The following is a 15,001-nucleotide window of genomic DNA, read 5'->3' as shown; positions in this document are numbered from 1 at the left end:
TCCGCCACATCTTCTGCGCCTGGAAGTCAGCCTTCGCGAACAGGTTCGCTCCCACATTGGATCTGCGGCGCCGCTGATGTTTCGGCCTGACACAAATCCTGTAGGAGCGCGCTTGCCCGCGAAAGCATTCCTTCAGTCCCCGGCGGGCAGACTGGCCGATCTCATTCGCGGGCAAGCGCGCTCCTACAATAATTCTCACCCGCTGCGCCATTGCGACTGGACGCAAAACCCGTGGGAGCGGACTTGTCCGCGAAGAGGCCCTTAGATCCGCCACATCTTCTGCGCCTGGAAGTCAGCCTTCGCGAACAGGTTCGCTCCCACATTGGATCTGCGGCGCCGCTGAGTTATCGATCCGACCCAAACCCTGTTGTAGCGAGGCCTGGCTATCCCCGTTGCATCGCGCTACCAGGCTCCTACTCAATCTGTGCGATAACCGAACGATATCCAGTTTGAAGGATTGTCCGCTCGCCACCGGAGGCTATTATGGTGGTCTCGAAACAATCGAAATAACAACTCATTAAAAGATAACGCTGGTTAAATACATTTGTAAGCGGTCGGACAGAGTTTTCTTGCTGTGTGAGAGTGTTGAAACAAACACGGGAAGAACTTCCGAATGACTTTAATAGTGAATAGTGATCGCCGCGCCACTCGCGGGTTTAAACACTATCTACGCAACTTTCGACAGATGATTTCAATATTATAAAAACAGCGGAGACTCTTCGTGAACGACAGCAGTTACCGGGGGCGCGCACGAAGGGCTAAAAAAGCGGGCATAGCCTCATTCATCGGCACCACTGTTAAATGTTTCGACTTCTATGCCTACAGCATCGCCACCGCGCAGGCGCTGCCGCAAGCGCTCGAGGACGTATAAGCATTTTCGACAACGGGCGAGGCAGCAGCGCTGTCGCCTCTCCCACCTCACCGTCTCTGGACGCGTCAGAAATATTGTTGGATTACATCCAGGAGAGGCACGTGTTAGATAAATCAAAAATGTCATTGATTGACTCGGTCAGCCAGATCAAAGATGGCGCCACGATTATGATTGGCGGCTTTGGTCCAGCCGGACAGCCCGCCGAACTCATCGACGCGCTCATCGAGCACGGCGCCAAGGATCTGGTCGTGATCAGCAATAACGCAGGCAACGGCGACTACGGCCTGGCGCTGCTATTGAAGTCGGGTCAGGTGCGTAAAATCATCTGTTCCTTCCCCCGCCAGGCAGATTCCTGGGTGTTCGACGGCCTCTATCGCTCGGGCGAAATCGAACTGGAGGTAGTCCCACAGGGCAACCTGGCATGCCGCATTCAAGCGGCGGGTTCCGGCCTTGGCGCGGTATTCACCCCTACCGGCTACGGCACTCTATTGGCCGAAGGCAAGGAAGTACGCGAGATCGACGGCAAGCACTTCGTGCTGGAGTATCCGCTCAAAGCCGACTTTGCCTTGATCAAGGCCTACCAGGGAGATCGCTGGGGCAACCTGGTTTATCGCAAGTCGGCGCGCAATTTCGGGCCGATCATGGCGATGGCGGCCACCACCACCATTGCTCAGGTCAGGGATATTGTCGAACTGGGCGCTCTGGACCCGGAGCATATCGTCACCCCCGGCATCTTTGTTCAGCACGTCGTGCGCATCAGCGCTCCTGACCCGATCGCAGAGGCTTGATCATGACTTACACCAAACGCTCGCGCGACAACATTGCCCAACGCGTTGCGCAGGACATTCCCGAAGGCGCCTACGTCAATCTTGGCATCGGCCTGCCAACCAAAATCGCCAGTTACCTACCCGCCGACAAGGAGATCTTCCTTCATTCGGAAAATGGCCTGCTGGCTTTTGGTCCGCCCCCGGCGAAGGGCGAAGAAGACCCGGAACTGATAAATGCAGGCAAAGAATTCGTCACCATGCTTAAAGGGGGCAGTTTTTTTCACCACGGTGATTCGTTTGCCATGATGCGCGGCGGGCACTTGGATATCTGCGTGTTGGGCGCGTTTCAGGTCGCCGCCAACGGTGACCTGGCCAACTGGCACACGGGCGACGCAAACGCAATTCCTGCCGTCGGTGGTGCCATGGACCTGGCTATCGGGGCGAAGAAAGTCTTCGTGGTCACTGACCATCTGACCAAAGAGGGCGCACCGAAAATTGTCGAACATTTGACCTATCCCGTCACCGGCAAAAGCTGCGTCGACCGCATCTATACCGACCTGTGCGTGATCGACGTCACACCCACCGGTTTGCAGGTGATTGAGATGGTGCCGGGACTGACTTTCGCCGAACTGCAAACCCTGACAGAAGCCCAATTGAGCGATGCCACAGGATATTAGCCAGACGCAAAACCCGTGGGAGCGGACCTGTCCGCGAAAAGGCCGGTACAGCCGATTTGGATCTACCGCGCCAAACACCGCCTTCGCGAACAGGTTCGTTCCCACGTTGGATCTGCGGCGTTGCACATTGCCTGCTGAGGCAGTACGGCTGTTATCGCCTAGCCCACCCATTTCATTTGCGCCGGAAAGCGCGCCGTAAAAACGGTGCCATTCTGGGCGGTCGAAGTCACGGTCAGCGTGCCGTTGTGCGCCGTGGCGATTTGGGACGCGATGTACAGCCCCAAACCCAGACCTTCCCCTCGCTGGCCTGCTTCGGATCGCGTGAACGGCTCAAACAGCAATGGCATGAGTTGAGCCGGAATCGGCGTGCCTTGGTTGGCCACGCTGATGACTACCTCATCCTCTTCGTGAAATACCCTCACCTCAATCGGCAACGTGGGGGCGCCGTGGGTTACTGCGTTGCCCAATAGATTGGACAGCAGCTGGGTAATGCGCAGCGCATCGCAATAGATGCCGGTCGGGACTTGCAACGAATGCCTGATCACCGAGTGGGGATGCGAAGCCTGCACTTCGTCCAGCGTCATTTGCAGCGTACGTGCCAGATCGTCGGTCAGCTGCCGCTTGACCGGAATCCCGCCGCCCATGCGTCCGCGTGCAAAATCAAGCACGTTTTCGATCAGCACCCCCATGCGAATCGAGCTGGTACGGATGGCGGTGATCAGATTCAGCGAGCGTTTTTCGATGGTTTTGCTTTGCAGCAGTTCAGCGCTCATGCGGATGGCGCTCAGGGGCGTGCGCAGGTCGTGCCCCAACACCGCCATAAACTGCTCGCGCAACATGCCGTGTTCGGTAGCTGTTGCCAGCGCCGCCTTTGTTGCGTCGAGATTGCCCTGAGTGTCGAGATTCATCGCGATCAATTGGGCGAACAGTTTGAGGGTCTCGACGATGGCCGGCGCTTCCAGATCGGCGGGCACCGAGTCGATAGCGCACAACGTGCCGAAAAACTCACCGTTGGCCTTGATGATAGGAATGGAAATGTAGCTCTCCAGTCCGTAGGTCAGGGGCGTGTGATGGATGGCGAAAATCGGATGAGCACTCGCATGGCCGAAAATCACCGGCGTGCGGTGCTGGCGGATTTCGTGACAGATGGTGGATTCCAGTACCAGTTCGCCACCAGGTTTCAAGCCGAAATCGATGGAATCATCCACCGCGCAGGCTACCCAGTTTGTCTCGGTAACACGGGCCACAGCCGCAAAACGCATGCCGGTCAAATGCTTGACCATACTCAAAATGACAGGAACGGCATCGATAGCCTGTACAGCACCTATGTCTGCGGAAAACGCCGTGTCGGTCATTGGGTCGAGAACTCAGAGGTAAGGAAAATATGGCGGTGAGCAGTGAATTATTTTGTGTCTTACTGTATCTGATCCGGGACAGCCCATGCCATTAAAACGATGGCATAGAAACAGCGGCGCGCTGCCCTGCTCTCTACCGATGCAGGTTTGAGCAACGTGTCGTCAGACAGATCCGCGACAGAGTATTGATGTATGAAATCAGGCAAAAGAAGCGCCGGCCCTATCGGTTTGAGAGACATCACCATCGTCGACGACGCGAAGGTGCGCAAAGCAATCACCGCCGCTGCGCTGGGCAATGCCATGGAATGGTTCGATTTCGGTGTGTATGGCTTCGTCGCCTACGTGCTGGGCAAGGTGTTTTTCCCGGGCGCCGACCCGGGCACCCAGATGATTGCAGCGCTGGCAACGTTCTCGGTACCGTTCTTGATCCGTCCGCTGGGTGGATTGTTCTTTGGCGCGTTGGGCGATAAGTACGGCCGTAAAAAAGTCCTGGCCGCCACCATCGTGATCATGTCCCTCAGCACCTTCGCCATTGGCCTGATCCCTTCTTATGCCTCCATCGGCATCTGGGCGCCGATCCTGCTGCTGCTCGCCAAAATGGCCCAAGGCTTTTCGGTCGGCGGCGAATACACCGGGGCGTCGATTTTCGTCGCTGAATACGCGCCGGACCGCAAGCGCGGCTTCCTGGGCAGTTGGCTGGACTTCGGCTCGATCGCAGGGTTCGTCCTTGGCGCAGGCGTGGTAGTGCTGATCTCCTCGATCATCGGCGAAGACAAGTTTCAGGAATGGGGCTGGCGTTTGCCGTTCTTCCTCGCCCTGCCCCTCGGCATGCTCGGGTTGTATCTGCGTAACGCTCTTGAAGAGACGCCAGCATTCCAGCAGCACGTGGATGATCAGGCCAAGAACGAAAAAGCCGGCGTCGCAGCCCCGCGTGCAACGTTCAAGGAAGTCGCAACCAAGCACTGGCGTAGCCTGATTACCTGCATCGGCGTGGTGGTGGTGACCAACGTCACCTACTACATGCTGCTGACCTACATGCCGAGCTACCTGTCGCACAACCTGCACTACAGCGAAAACCACGGCGTACTGATCATCATCGCGATCATGGTCGGCATGTTGTTCGTGCAGCCTTTTATCGGCCTGATGAGTGACAAGATCGGCCGCCGCCCCTTTATTGTCTGCGGCAGCATTGGCCTGTTGGTCTTGGCTATCCCCGCTTTCATGTTGATCAACAGCGGCAAAATTGGACTGATTTTCGCCGGGCTGCTGATCCTGGCGGTGGTGCTCAGTTTCTTCATCGGGGTCATGGCCTCTACCCTTCCCGCGATGTTCCCGACCCACATTCGCTACAGTGCGTTGGCGAGCGCCTTCAATGTCTCGGTGCTGGTTGCAGGCCTGACCCCAACTGCAGTGGCCTGGCTGGTGGAAAGCACCAATAACCTCTACATGCCAGCCTACTACCTGATGGTGGTTGCTGTCGTTGGCCTGGCTACCGGTCTGACGATGAAGGAAACCGCCAATAAACCGCTGCGCGGCGCGGCTCCGGCGGCGTCCGACATCGAGGAAGCGCGGGAGCTGCTGGTGGAGCATCACGACACAATCGAAGAGAAGATCCAGGACATCGACACCCAGATCGCTGAACTTGAAGCCCGGCGCAAAGCACTGGTGGATCAGCACCCACGCATCAACTGATCAGGCACGATCCAAGACGTTCAAAGCTTCATCTCAGCGAGCGCCCGACGCAGAGGCTCATCGGATATCTGGATCGGGCCATGAAACGGTATGTCCATGTCCAGCACCAGATAGACCGAAGCTGCGATGAGGAATGACGAGACAGAGAACATGCCGATGACCATCGGGTTGCGTGGCGCGCGATAGCCGAAACTGGCAAAAATCAGCGTCAGCCACGCCACTAACATGCCGATCAGCGGCCCGGGAATGGCGCCCTCGGACTGCTCGACAATCCGCCAGCGTTGATCGATCAGCGCGTGATACTGCTGGCGAATGTCCACGAGCATGGTTTCGTGGAAGCGATCACCGGGTTTGATCGAACTCAGTGATTTGCCGATGTCGTCCAGATACCGCGCCGCTTCACTGTTGCGATGCTGCAACGCTTCATCGCCGCGAAACGGATTGGCGATGGCATGCTCCAGATAACTCACCAGTCGTTCAAGAGTGTCCTGCGTAGGCTCGCCGTAAGCGCGCAGGGTGCGGTCGAAAATAATCAGGCTGGTCGCGTATCCGTGCATGTTGGCATCGATCGTCTCGAAGGTATTCTTCGCCGAATTGATCATCAGCCCGAAGACCAGCGACGTCATGACCACGAAGATGTTGGCCACCAGACGCACTACCGTGTTGGTGTCGTCGTCCCTGTGGCGGGCGGATAGTTTTGGGTACCAATGCATCATCAGAAGGGCCGCTGACAGCAGACAGGCAAAAACACCTAACGCGATCCAGATAGACTCCATACGCCCGCTCCCCCGCAGACAACTAAAAGGTTTCGCCAGAATCTGCCCTTGCGCATCACTGGCGCAAGTAAGCTTCGAGCACCTGTCAGCAGGACCCTGGCAGCTATGGAGGATAGACCGTGAACAGGAAATTTCATCAGTGAAGCCGTTTGTAATCCGCGAACTGAGAAGTACCGACAGCCAAGCATTGCTGGCATTCGAAATCGATAATCGTGAGTGGTTCGAAGCCCACATCGAAGCGCGCGATCCTTCTTTTTACTCACTGGCGGGTGTCACCGAACACATCAATAGTTACTTGTCCGGCTTCGCCCGCGGCGCCTGGCACCCGTTTGTTATCGAAGACGCTACCGGGAGAATCGTTGGTCGGGCCAATCTCAAGGACATCGACGCCTGCGGGGGTACAGCACAAGTGGGCTATCGGATCGATCAGCGCGCGTGCGGCCAGGGGCTGGCAACAATGGCCCTTGGTCAGCTAATTGAGGCGGCGCGCAACCATTGGCGACTGACTCAACTGGTGGGTTACGCCTATTCGGAAAATACCGGTTCGATAACCGTGCTGAGCCGGTGTGGATTTACACCTGACGCTCCGCCTTCGCATGAGAGCATCAAGGAGGAGCGCCGATTTGTCCTGTCGCTGTAGGGGCAGGTCATCAGATGGGAGCGGACTTGTTCGCGACGGTAAAAAGCGGGGTACGTGTTCTGCACATCTGATTCAATAGCGCGAATTCCCCAGCACTCAAGAATCCGAAAGCTGAGTAGAAACCCATGAATCGTCAGAAAAAACTGCAGCAACTGTTCAAAGCCAAGGCCAAAAAGGCCAGCGCCAAACTGGCCCCGGTCAACAAGTCTAAATACATCAGTAAAGCGGACCGGTTGAAACTGGCGGCTGAAGCCAGTGACGAGTCGATCACGTCGTCCGAGCCTCAATGAAAGCGGGTTTTGGCTTGTCGTCGTCACTGACAGACACCCTATGTTGTAGGAGCGCGCTTGCCCGCGATGGCGTTTTGTCTGTCAACAACTATGAACCTGACCCACTGCTATCGCGGGCAAGAGCGCTCCTACAAGTCGGCCTCAGTGAGTCAGCTCAGACTCAGCGCCTCAGGCCAGAGAGTTGGCCATGAAGAAAAGTGAACTGCCGGTCAAGCTTTGCGCGGTCTGCGGCTTGCCATTCACCTGGCGCAAAAAATGGGCGCGCTGCTGGGACGAGGTGCGCTACTGCTCCGAACGTTGCCGCCGACACAGGCATCAATAGTCCCATCCTGCTATTCATCTATGCGTTGGCTGACGCTCGACAGCAACGCACTTGATCTCCACCAGCAATCCGGGCCTGGCCAGTTCGCTGACGCCGATGCAGGTCCACGCACAAGTGCCTCGTGGAAACACGCTATCTTTCACGCGCCTGAAAACGGCTATGTGCTGCTGCATATCGACGTGGTAGGTGGTCATGTCGACCACGTCCTCGAAGGTGCAGCCCGCAGCCGCCAGCACCGTGCCCAGGTTTTCCCATGCCCGCAGAAACTGCTGCGCGGGGTCGGTGATGACTTCAAGCTCATCAGTACGCCCCACCTGGCCTGCGCAGTACACGGTTGCGCCTACTTTCACAGCGGGCGCATAACCTGCGCGCTCGGCCAAAAGCTTCATTGATGGCGGGACGATGAGCTGGCGATCATTGCTGTCTGGGATATTCATCATTCACACGTCGGCAGTGGATAGAGCGATCAAATCTGTTCGGATAATTCGATCAGGTTCAGATCCGGATCACGAACGTACACCGAGCGAATCGGCCCCGTCGCCCCCGTTCGTGCCACGGGGCCTTCGATGATTGGCCAGTTGTGCTCGTTCAGGCGTTTGATCACCTCTTCCAGCGTCACGCTGGCAATGAAACAAAGGTCCAGCGCGCCCGGCACTGGCAGATGCGCTTTGGGCTCAAACTCATGCCCCCGCACATGCACATTGATTTTCTGCTCACCGAAGCGAAACGCCAGCCGGCCCTGGCCGAAGGTCTCCAGAGTCATGCCCAACACCCGCGTGTAGAAGTCCTTGCACGCTTCAAGGTCGCAAGTGGTCAGTACCAGATGATCAAGATGGTCAATCACAAAACGCTCCTGTGGGCGGGATGGAAGATGGTGCTGAACGTATTCGCAGACCCAAAACAAGTCCAGCCGTTTTACTTTAGGGCTGGCCGTCAGCCTTCCAGATCATCCCAGTACGGCGGGCTGCCGATGGCATCGAGAAAGTAATCCCAGACCACCCGAACCTTTTGCGAGCGCAGCCGGTTTTCCGGCGAGATCAGGTGAATCTGGCTGGGGGTCGGCTCCACCGCGCCAACCCAGTCAGGCAACAACCGGATCATCTGCTTACGCTGAAAGCTTTCGCGACTGTAAATCCAGGACGGGAAGAACACGATGCCCCTGCCCGCAAGTGCTGCCTGCAACAGCACCTCACCGTCATTGCTGCGCAGAGGCCCATGGACTTCGATGATTTCGGACGCCTGATCTTCAGCGCGCCGGAAGTACCAGCGTTGCGGCCCGCCAGCGCCCTTGTAAACAAGACAGGCGTGGTTGCGCAGATCCTGTGGCGATTGGGGCGTTCCGTGCCGGTCGAGATAAGCAGCGCTGGCCGCAGCAATGTACTGCTGGTCGCAGATCTTGCGCCCGATCAGACCCGAATCCTCCAGATGCCCGACCCTGAACGTGATATCGGCGCCCTCCTGTACCGGGTCAATGAAGGCATCAGTCACGGTCAGATCGACGATCAAGTCGGGGTAACGCGCTGACAACCCGTTGAGCAGATTCACCAGATGCAAATGACCAAACGCGACCGGCGCGTTGATTCGCACCAGGCCGCGAATACCCCCAGCCTTGCCGGTAACGTCTTCATCCGCAGCGTCCAGCAGTTCAAGGACTTCCCGGATCTGCACGTAATAGCGCTCGCCCGCGTCGGTCAGCTTCACCGCGCGGGTATTGCGGTACAGCAACTGTTGACCGACTTCACGCTCAAGCGCGGCGATGAAGCGCGAGACCGATGACGCGGGCACCTGAAAGTGGCGCGCGGTCGCCGAAAAGCTGCCGGTGACCGCAACCATCGCGAAAAACCTGTGGGCTTTCAGGTGCATGAACCCTCCCGTGAGGTTAGCCGGGCACGTCGCAGAACTGGCTGTGCGGAACCTGCGGCTTGCGATAATCGCAATAGTATTTTGCCGTTAAGCCCAATTGTGGCTGTTTTAGCAAAGCTCTACTCTGGCGCCAACTTTAACCAATGAGCCGGCGGGAAGCGACGATTGGATTGCGTTGGCCATCCAGTCACCGCGCAGCGTCACGCCAACACCGGACGGAGCACCTTTTTATGATTGATCTTTTTTCTGAATATCGCCTTGGCGAAATTGCCCTCGGCAATCGGTTCGTCATGGCTCCGATGACGCGTTCACGTGCCCCTGAGGACGTGGCGACCGAGCAAATCGCGTTGCATTACACCCAGCGTGGCACGGCTGGCCTGATTGTCTCCGAAGGCACACCGATCTCCCGCGAGGGCCAAGGCTATTTGTTCAACCCGGGCATCTTCACGGCTGAACAGATCGCAGGCTGGAAGCTGGTCACTGATTCGGTGCGCAGCGTCGGCGGCAAGATGTTTGCCCAGCTGTGGCACGTAGGGCGCGTGTCCCATACCTCGATTCAGCTGGATGGGCAGGCTCCCGTCAGCTCTACCGACAAGCCTGCTCAGGGTGCAGTTGCCTTTGGCTACGCAGAAAACGGTGAGGCCGGATTCGTCACGACCTCCACGCCTCGGCCCCTCACCACAGAAGAAGTGGGTCGAGTGGTTGAAGACTTTGCGCAAGCAGCCGCGAACGCCATCGCTGCGGGTTTTGATGGCGTGGAAATTCATGGCGCCAATGGCTACCTGCTTGAGCAGTTCCTGAACCCGTTGGTCAACGACCGCACCGATCGTTACTCGGCGCAGAACCTCGAAGATCGCTTGCGTTTCGTGTTCGAAATCGTTGAGGCAGTGTCAGCCAGAATCGGTGCTGACCGCGTGGGTATCCGTATCTCGCCCTACGGGCAGCTGTTCGACATGCCGATCTATCCAGAAATCGACGAGACTTATTCCGCGCTGTGCGCGGGCATGCGCGAGCGCCAGATCGCTTACGTCCACGTGATGGACCAGACGCACTTTTTCATGGCCGGTGAAAGCTCCGCAGCCCAGGAAGAAGCGCTGCGTAAGCTGCTCAAGCACTGCAAGGGGCAACTGGGCGACACGGCATTGATACTCGCGGGCGACATGACGCTGGAGCGTGCGCAGGACTTGATCGATGAGGGGCTGATCGACCTTGCCGCATTTGGGCAGCCGTTCATTGGCAATCCCGATCTGGTGGCGCGATTGAAAAACGGCTGGCCCCTGACCACCCCGGATCGCGACACCTATTACGGTGGCGACACCAAAGGCTACGTCGATTATCCGGCGTATGTGCCGGGTTAATTAACCACGAACGGGTCGTCCTGCAGGGGCGGACCTGTGCGCGAAGAGGCCCGTACATCCGCTGGATTTTCAGCGCCTGACGAACAGCCTTCGCGGACAGGTCCGCTCCTGCACGTTCACACCTCAGGCAAGGCTCCTACGCCGATGCCTACCCCACGTCTTCCAGTTTGGCGAGCAGTTCTGGCGTGAGAACCAGATTGCTGGCAGTCAGGTTTTCCCGCAGGTGCGGCACCGAAGAGGTGCCCGGAATCAGCAGCAGGTTAGGCGCGCGTTGCAGCAACCACGCCAGAGCCACCCACAACGGCGATGCATTCAGGCTCGCAGCGACGCCGGACAGCGTGTCCGACTGCAGCGGCGTGAATCCACCAAGCGGAAAGAACGGCACATACGCAATGCCCTGCTGACCGAGTTCTGCGATCAATTGCTCATCGGCGCGATGGGCCAGATTGTAGTGATTCTGTACGCAGACAATCGGCGCGATGGCCTGGGCCTGTTTGATCTGCGGTGCGCTTACGTTGCTCAAGCCCAAGTGACGAATAAGGCCCTGGCGTTGCAGACCGGCAAGCGTACTGAACGCCTCTTGGATGGATTCTTCACCTGGCGAATGCAGGTTGCCCCACGCCCGCAGATTCACCACATCCAGTGCGTCGACACCTAGATTGCGCAAGTTGTCGTGTACCGCACGGGTCAATTCGGCCGGACTGTGCGCCGGATTCCATGAAGCATCCTCCCCGCGTACCGCTCCGACTTTGGTGACGATCACCAGATCATCGGCGTAAGGATGCAGCGCTTCACGGATCAGTTGATTAGTCACATGAGGACCGTAGAAGTCCGCCGTGTCGATGTGATTCACCCCGCAGGCCGCGGCTTCCCGTAGCACCGCAACCGCTGCTTTCGGGTCTTTGGGCGGCCCGAACACGTTGGGCCCGGCCAGTTGCATTGCCCCGTAACCCATGCGGTTGATCGTCCGGCCGCCGAGTAGAAATGTACCTGCCTTGCTTGCGTCGCTCATGGTATGTGCCTCGATCATTACGTGTGGGCTGACTATAGGCGTTGACCAGTGAGCTGATAATCGGGTGCAATCGGCACGGGTTGTACGGATGAGCGAACAATGGCGACTGATATTCAAGATCTGCTGGCTTTCGTGGCTGTGGTCAATGCGGGCGGTTTTCGCGAAGGTGCGCGGGCCAGTGGTAAATCGGCTTCCAGTCTCAGCGATGCGGTTCGGCGCATGGAAGCCCGATTGGGGGTGCGCTTGCTCAACCGCACTACACGCAGTGTTGTCCCCACCGAAGCGGGTGCACGGTTGATGGAGCGCATCGTTCCGGCGTTGGGCGAAGTCGAATCGGCACTGGACGTGGTCAATGATTTCCGGGATCGACCGTCGGGCACGTTAAGGCTCAATGTGCCGGTCAGCGCAGCGCGGTTGGTGCTGCCGGCGATCATCACGCCGTTTTTGCAGGCGCACCCCGACATCCGCCTGGAGGTGGTGACCGAAGAGAGCTTTGTCGACATGCTCGCGGCCGGTTGTGACGCCGGCATTCGCTACGATGAGCGCCTGGAACAGGACATGATTGCCGTGCCCATCGGCCCCAGATTTCAGCGCATGGCAACGGCGGCTTCGCCGCAATATTTGCGTCAGCGCGGGCACCCCAAGCACCCCCGTGATTTACTCGAACATGCCTGCCTGCGGGGTAAATTTCCCAGCGGTTTGGTGCCGCTGTGGGAATACGAGCGCTACGGCGACGTGGTGCAGGTCAATCCCTCCGGCCCGTTGACCGTGCGCATCGGCGGCGCGATGGATCTGGCGGTACAGGCGGCGCTGGATGGATTGGGCGTCGTTCATCTGTTCGAAGACTGGCTGCGTCCCCATCTCGACAGCGGCGCTCTGGTGCCGGTGCTCGAACCCTGGTGGCAGACGTTCAGCGGTCCGTTTCTCTACTATCCCGGCCGCCGCTACCTGCCCTCGCCACTGCGCGCTTTTGTGGACTTCATCCGGACAGATTGAGCCTGCGCTGACCACTTCGCATCAGATACGTCGTTGATTTTAAAAGCGACACATAAATTGTTGAAGCGAGGCTCGCCCGCGAAGCTGACGCCTGGGTTTATCTGACGCCCCGCGTCGTTAGCGTCGTCCAGATGAGGCCCAGACCAGGTCTCGCTCCAACAAAATCAGCGTTTGCTGTGCGACAGCGCGGCGTCTGGACGATGGGGGATCTCCTACAAAGGTCGCCAGCGGGCTGCGAGTTCTGATTAGAATGCCCCCGTTCCAAGCACGTAACAGGCGCCAGGCGCGCTTAGATATCTCGGTGGTACGGAAGGTGTTGAATTGGATAGCGAGAATCGCAGGGCCGGTTTGCTCAAGGTTGCCGATCTGGCGGGCGTGAGCCTGAGCACGGTCGATCGGGTGCTCAATGAGCGTGGAAGCGTCTCGGACCTCAAGCGGCGCAAGGTGCTCAATGCCGCCCGCGCGTTGGGCCTGCGGCGCTTGCTGCCCTCGCCGGTGCACGGGCTGCTGCGTTTCGATCTGCTGATGGTGGAGAGCTGCACCGACCACTACCGCCGCCTCACCCATGCCTTCGCGCGTCAGGCGCAACTGCTGCGATCGCGTCTGGTGCTGCAAAGCCAGAGCTGGGACGAGCGCAATCCCGAACAGTTACTGGAATTCATCGCCGCGCCAAGAACCGCCCGCCAGGGGCTGATCGTCGTTGCACACGACACCCCGGCGATCCGCGCGGCGCTGCAAGCCCAGATCAGCCAGGGCGTGCCGGTGGTGCTGCTGACCAGCAGTATGTCCGGGCTCGACGGCGCCACCTTCATCGGCATCGATAACCGTGTGGCCGGCCGCAGTGCCGGGCGCCTGCTCAGTCAATGGGTGTCGCCCACTGCCGGGCAAGTACTGCTGATTACCAACTCTCTGCTGTATCAGGCCCATCAACAGCGGGTCGGCGGGTTTCTCGACGTGCTGCATCAGCGCGCGCCGGGGCTGGTGGTGAGCGATCCGGTGGAATGCTACGACGACGATGCGCAAACCGCCCGGGCCGTGCACAACGCACTGGCCGAAGGAAGCGATCTGCTGGCGATCTACAACACCGGCGCGGGGTCGGCGGGCATTCGCAGCGCACTGCTCGAACACGACATCCGCCCGGTGTGGCTGACCCACGAAGCCAGTCAGCAGCACGCCGAATTCCTGCGCGAAGGGCTGCTGTCGCTGGTGCTGGATCAGGACTCCGAAGGCCAGGCCAACGCGGCGATTCAGCACCTGCTGTACGCCAATGGCGACCTCGATACCCCGGCGATGGTCAACCCCCAACTGCGCATCGTCATCGACGAAATCCTGCCCGCCTGAGGGCATTTGACGTAAACACGTCAAATCTTTAATGGTGCGGCGCAAAGCCGCACCCTAGACTTCCCCGCCGCGACCATCAGGTTGCACAGAACACCCCTGCAGGTCACGTTTCACTGCTTAAAACCGTTGTCAGCACAAAAATATCCGGGAAAAGGCAGTCGCCAAAGCCCAAAGGATCGATGCAATCCGGCGCCCAGTGAATGACCCGGCGAGTAGGCACCTCACTGCCCACCCGTCGTCGTGACCGTGCGCCTGTGTTTTGCCGAACCCTGATTTTCCGCACCCCATTTTTCACAGGATCAATCATGCAGCGCAGAGACTTCCTTTCATCGGCCCTGGCATTAGCGGCCGCCTCTACCTTGCCTGTTGCCCGCGCAGAAGTGATCAGCGGCGGCCAACCCTGGGAGCCGGGCAAGGCCAGCCTGCCGCCATTGGCCGCGCCGCGTCAGGGCGGCCTGGCCTTTTTCAATCAGGCCGAGTTCGACATGGCCGGCGCGTTGGCCGATCGCCTGATCCCCGCCGATGACCTGAGCATTGGCGGCAAGGAAGCCGGTTGCGCGGTGTTCATCGACCGTCAGATGGCCGGCGATTACGGCAAGGGCGCGACCATGTACCGGTTGGGCCGCTTCGTCAAAGGCACGCCGGAACAAGGCACGCAATCGCCGCTGACCCCCGCCGAGCGCTGGCGCAACGGGCTCGCGGCCATCAACGCCCATTGCCAGAAAACTTTCTCGAAAACCTTCGTGCAGCTCGAAGGCCCCCAGCAGGATGACCTGTTGCGAGCAATGGAGAGCAACAAGCTGGACCTGGGTCCGGACGTCGAGACCAAAGAACTGTTCGAGCAGATCCTGGCCAACGTGCGCGAGGGCTTCTTTGCCGACCCGATCTACGGTGGCAACAAGAACATGGCCAGCTGGAAAATGATCGGTTTCCCCGGTGCGCGTTATGACTTTCGCGACGTGATCGCCAAGAAAGGCCAGAAGCTCAACATCATCCCTACCAGCTTGATCGACAACACACTCTGAGTCCCATCTGAGGCTT

17 protein-coding genes are annotated in these 15,001 nt (G+C 58.8%); 11 read left to right on the top strand and 6 right to left on the bottom strand.

The window, feature by feature from the left end:
• Window positions 1-721 precede the first annotated feature (721 nt).
• The 3 genes from ACWKV9_RS16080 to ACWKV9_RS16070 all read left to right on the top strand — a co-directional run bounded on the left by ACWKV9_RS16080 (window position 722) and on the right by ACWKV9_RS16070 (window position 2,315).
• Complete coding sequence (locus ACWKV9_RS16080; protein WP_483837111.1) at window positions 722-871, top strand: hypothetical protein; 150 nt, start codon at window positions 722-724, stop codon at window positions 869-871.
• A 101-nt stretch (window positions 872-972) separates the two neighbouring features.
• Entirely contained in the window at window positions 973-1,659 is a 687-nt protein-coding gene (locus ACWKV9_RS16075) for a 3-oxoacid CoA-transferase subunit A (RefSeq protein WP_483837110.1), read from the top strand.
• Between the two features lie 2 nt (window positions 1,660-1,661).
• The gene (locus ACWKV9_RS16070) at window positions 1,662-2,315 is read left to right on the top strand and encodes a 3-oxoacid CoA-transferase subunit B (protein WP_483837109.1); all 654 of its coding nucleotides are present in this window, start codon (window positions 1,662-1,664) and stop codon (window positions 2,313-2,315) included.
• Between the two features lie 158 nt (window positions 2,316-2,473).
• Here the strand turns inward: ACWKV9_RS16070 and ACWKV9_RS16065 are convergent, their stop codons facing one another.
• A complete protein-coding gene (locus tag ACWKV9_RS16065; RefSeq protein ID WP_483837108.1) occupies window positions 2,474-3,670 on the bottom strand; it encodes a GAF domain-containing sensor histidine kinase in 1,197 nt (398 codons plus the stop codon).
• Window positions 3,671-3,862: 192 nt separating this feature from the next.
• Here ACWKV9_RS16065 and proP point away from each other — a divergent pair, with 192 nt between their 5' ends.
• A complete protein-coding gene (gene proP / locus ACWKV9_RS16060; RefSeq protein ID WP_483837107.1) occupies window positions 3,863-5,362 on the top strand; it encodes a glycine betaine/L-proline transporter ProP in 1,500 nt (499 codons plus the stop codon).
• Window positions 5,363-5,382: 20 nt separating this feature from the next.
• Here the strand turns inward: proP and ACWKV9_RS16055 are convergent, their stop codons facing one another.
• Entirely contained in the window at window positions 5,383-6,138 is a 756-nt protein-coding gene (locus ACWKV9_RS16055; protein WP_483837106.1) for a bestrophin-like domain, read from the bottom strand.
• 139 nt (window positions 6,139-6,277) lie between these two features.
• On the opposite strand from ACWKV9_RS16055, the gene ACWKV9_RS16050 reads away from it, so the two are divergent.
• From ACWKV9_RS16050 to ACWKV9_RS16040, 3 genes are all read left to right on the top strand, one after another.
• On the top strand, window positions 6,278-6,778 hold the full coding sequence (locus ACWKV9_RS16050; protein ID WP_483837105.1) for a GNAT family N-acetyltransferase: 501 nt from the start codon (window positions 6,278-6,280) through the stop codon (window positions 6,776-6,778).
• Window positions 6,779-6,903: 125 nt separating this feature from the next.
• The gene (locus ACWKV9_RS16045; RefSeq protein ID WP_483837104.1) at window positions 6,904-7,068 is read left to right on the top strand and encodes a DUF2986 domain-containing protein; all 165 of its coding nucleotides are present in this window, start codon (window positions 6,904-6,906) and stop codon (window positions 7,066-7,068) included.
• A 187-nt stretch (window positions 7,069-7,255) separates the two neighbouring features.
• Window positions 7,256-7,390, top strand: coding sequence for a DUF2256 domain-containing protein (locus ACWKV9_RS16040; protein ID WP_483837103.1), 135 nt, complete (start codon window positions 7,256-7,258; stop codon window positions 7,388-7,390).
• A gap of 14 nt (window positions 7,391-7,404) precedes the next feature.
• Here ACWKV9_RS16040 and ACWKV9_RS16035 read toward each other — a convergent pair whose 3' ends face one another.
• The 3 genes from ACWKV9_RS16035 to ACWKV9_RS16025 form a co-directional block, all read right to left on the bottom strand.
• Window positions 7,405-7,830, bottom strand: a complete 426-nt coding sequence (locus ACWKV9_RS16035) for a RidA family protein (protein WP_483837102.1) — start codon at window positions 7,828-7,830, stop codon at window positions 7,405-7,407.
• Window positions 7,831-7,856: 26 nt separating this feature from the next.
• Window positions 7,857-8,234, bottom strand: a complete 378-nt coding sequence (locus ACWKV9_RS16030) for a VOC family protein (protein ID WP_483837101.1) — start codon at window positions 8,232-8,234, stop codon at window positions 7,857-7,859.
• 89 nt (window positions 8,235-8,323) lie between these two features.
• Window positions 8,324-9,253 carry a LysR family transcriptional regulator gene (locus ACWKV9_RS16025; RefSeq protein ID WP_483837100.1) on the bottom strand — a complete coding sequence of 310 codons (930 nt, stop codon included), beginning with the start codon at window positions 9,251-9,253 and terminating at the stop codon, window positions 8,324-8,326.
• Window positions 9,254-9,483: 230 nt separating this feature from the next.
• Here ACWKV9_RS16025 and ACWKV9_RS16020 point away from each other — a divergent pair, with 230 nt between their 5' ends.
• Window positions 9,484-10,611, top strand: coding sequence for an alkene reductase (locus ACWKV9_RS16020; RefSeq protein ID WP_483837099.1), 1,128 nt, complete (start codon window positions 9,484-9,486; stop codon window positions 10,609-10,611).
• A 148-nt stretch (window positions 10,612-10,759) separates the two neighbouring features.
• On the opposite strand, the gene ACWKV9_RS16015 is transcribed toward ACWKV9_RS16020, so the two are convergent.
• Complete coding sequence (locus ACWKV9_RS16015) at window positions 10,760-11,623, bottom strand: aldo/keto reductase family oxidoreductase (protein ID WP_483837098.1); 864 nt, start codon at window positions 11,621-11,623, stop codon at window positions 10,760-10,762.
• 99 nt (window positions 11,624-11,722) lie between these two features.
• On the opposite strand from ACWKV9_RS16015, the gene ACWKV9_RS16010 reads away from it, so the two are divergent.
• The 3 genes from ACWKV9_RS16010 to ACWKV9_RS16000 all read left to right on the top strand — a co-directional run bounded on the left by ACWKV9_RS16010 (window position 11,723) and on the right by ACWKV9_RS16000 (window position 14,985).
• Entirely contained in the window at window positions 11,723-12,619 is an 897-nt protein-coding gene (locus ACWKV9_RS16010; protein ID WP_483837097.1) for a LysR family transcriptional regulator, read from the top strand.
• 321 nt (window positions 12,620-12,940) lie between these two features.
• The gene (locus ACWKV9_RS16005) at window positions 12,941-13,960 is read left to right on the top strand and encodes a LacI family DNA-binding transcriptional regulator (protein WP_483837096.1); all 1,020 of its coding nucleotides are present in this window, start codon (window positions 12,941-12,943) and stop codon (window positions 13,958-13,960) included.
• Window positions 13,961-14,265: 305 nt separating this feature from the next.
• Window positions 14,266-14,985, top strand: coding sequence for a gluconate 2-dehydrogenase subunit 3 family protein (locus ACWKV9_RS16000; protein ID WP_483837095.1), 720 nt, complete (start codon window positions 14,266-14,268; stop codon window positions 14,983-14,985).
• The last annotated feature ends 16 nt before the right edge of the window (window positions 14,986-15,001 follow it).

The organism is Pseudomonas corni (assembly GCF_057128765.1).
The sequence above is the reverse complement of the archived record's forward strand: the minus strand, read 5'-3'. Positions and strand labels throughout refer to the sequence as shown.

What these genes read in the sequence shown, in the direction of transcription:
- ACWKV9_RS16070 (WP_483837109.1), top strand. Translation starts at nt 1,662, where the DNA reads ATGACTTACACCAAACGCTCGCGCGACAACATTGCCCAACGCGTTGCG.
- ACWKV9_RS16065 (WP_483837108.1), bottom strand. Translation starts at nt 3,670, where the DNA reads ATGACCGACACGGCGTTTTCCGCAGACATAGGTGCTGTACAGGCTATC.
- proP (WP_483837107.1), top strand. Translation starts at nt 3,863, where the DNA reads ATGAAATCAGGCAAAAGAAGCGCCGGCCCTATCGGTTTGAGAGACATC.
- ACWKV9_RS16055 (WP_483837106.1), bottom strand. Translation starts at nt 6,138, where the DNA reads ATGGAGTCTATCTGGATCGCGTTAGGTGTTTTTGCCTGTCTGCTGTCA.
- ACWKV9_RS16045 (WP_483837104.1), top strand. Translation starts at nt 6,904, where the DNA reads ATGAATCGTCAGAAAAAACTGCAGCAACTGTTCAAAGCCAAGGCCAAA.
- ACWKV9_RS16040 (WP_483837103.1), top strand. Translation starts at nt 7,256, where the DNA reads ATGAAGAAAAGTGAACTGCCGGTCAAGCTTTGCGCGGTCTGCGGCTTG.
- ACWKV9_RS16035 (WP_483837102.1), bottom strand. Translation starts at nt 7,830, where the DNA reads ATGATGAATATCCCAGACAGCAATGATCGCCAGCTCATCGTCCCGCCA.
- ACWKV9_RS16025 (WP_483837100.1), bottom strand. Translation starts at nt 9,253, where the DNA reads ATGCACCTGAAAGCCCACAGGTTTTTCGCGATGGTTGCGGTCACCGGC.
- ACWKV9_RS16020 (WP_483837099.1), top strand. Translation starts at nt 9,484, where the DNA reads ATGATTGATCTTTTTTCTGAATATCGCCTTGGCGAAATTGCCCTCGGC.
- ACWKV9_RS16015 (WP_483837098.1), bottom strand. Translation starts at nt 11,623, where the DNA reads ATGAGCGACGCAAGCAAGGCAGGTACATTTCTACTCGGCGGCCGGACG.
- ACWKV9_RS16010 (WP_483837097.1), top strand. Translation starts at nt 11,723, where the DNA reads ATGGCGACTGATATTCAAGATCTGCTGGCTTTCGTGGCTGTGGTCAAT.
- ACWKV9_RS16000 (WP_483837095.1), top strand. Translation starts at nt 14,266, where the DNA reads ATGCAGCGCAGAGACTTCCTTTCATCGGCCCTGGCATTAGCGGCCGCC.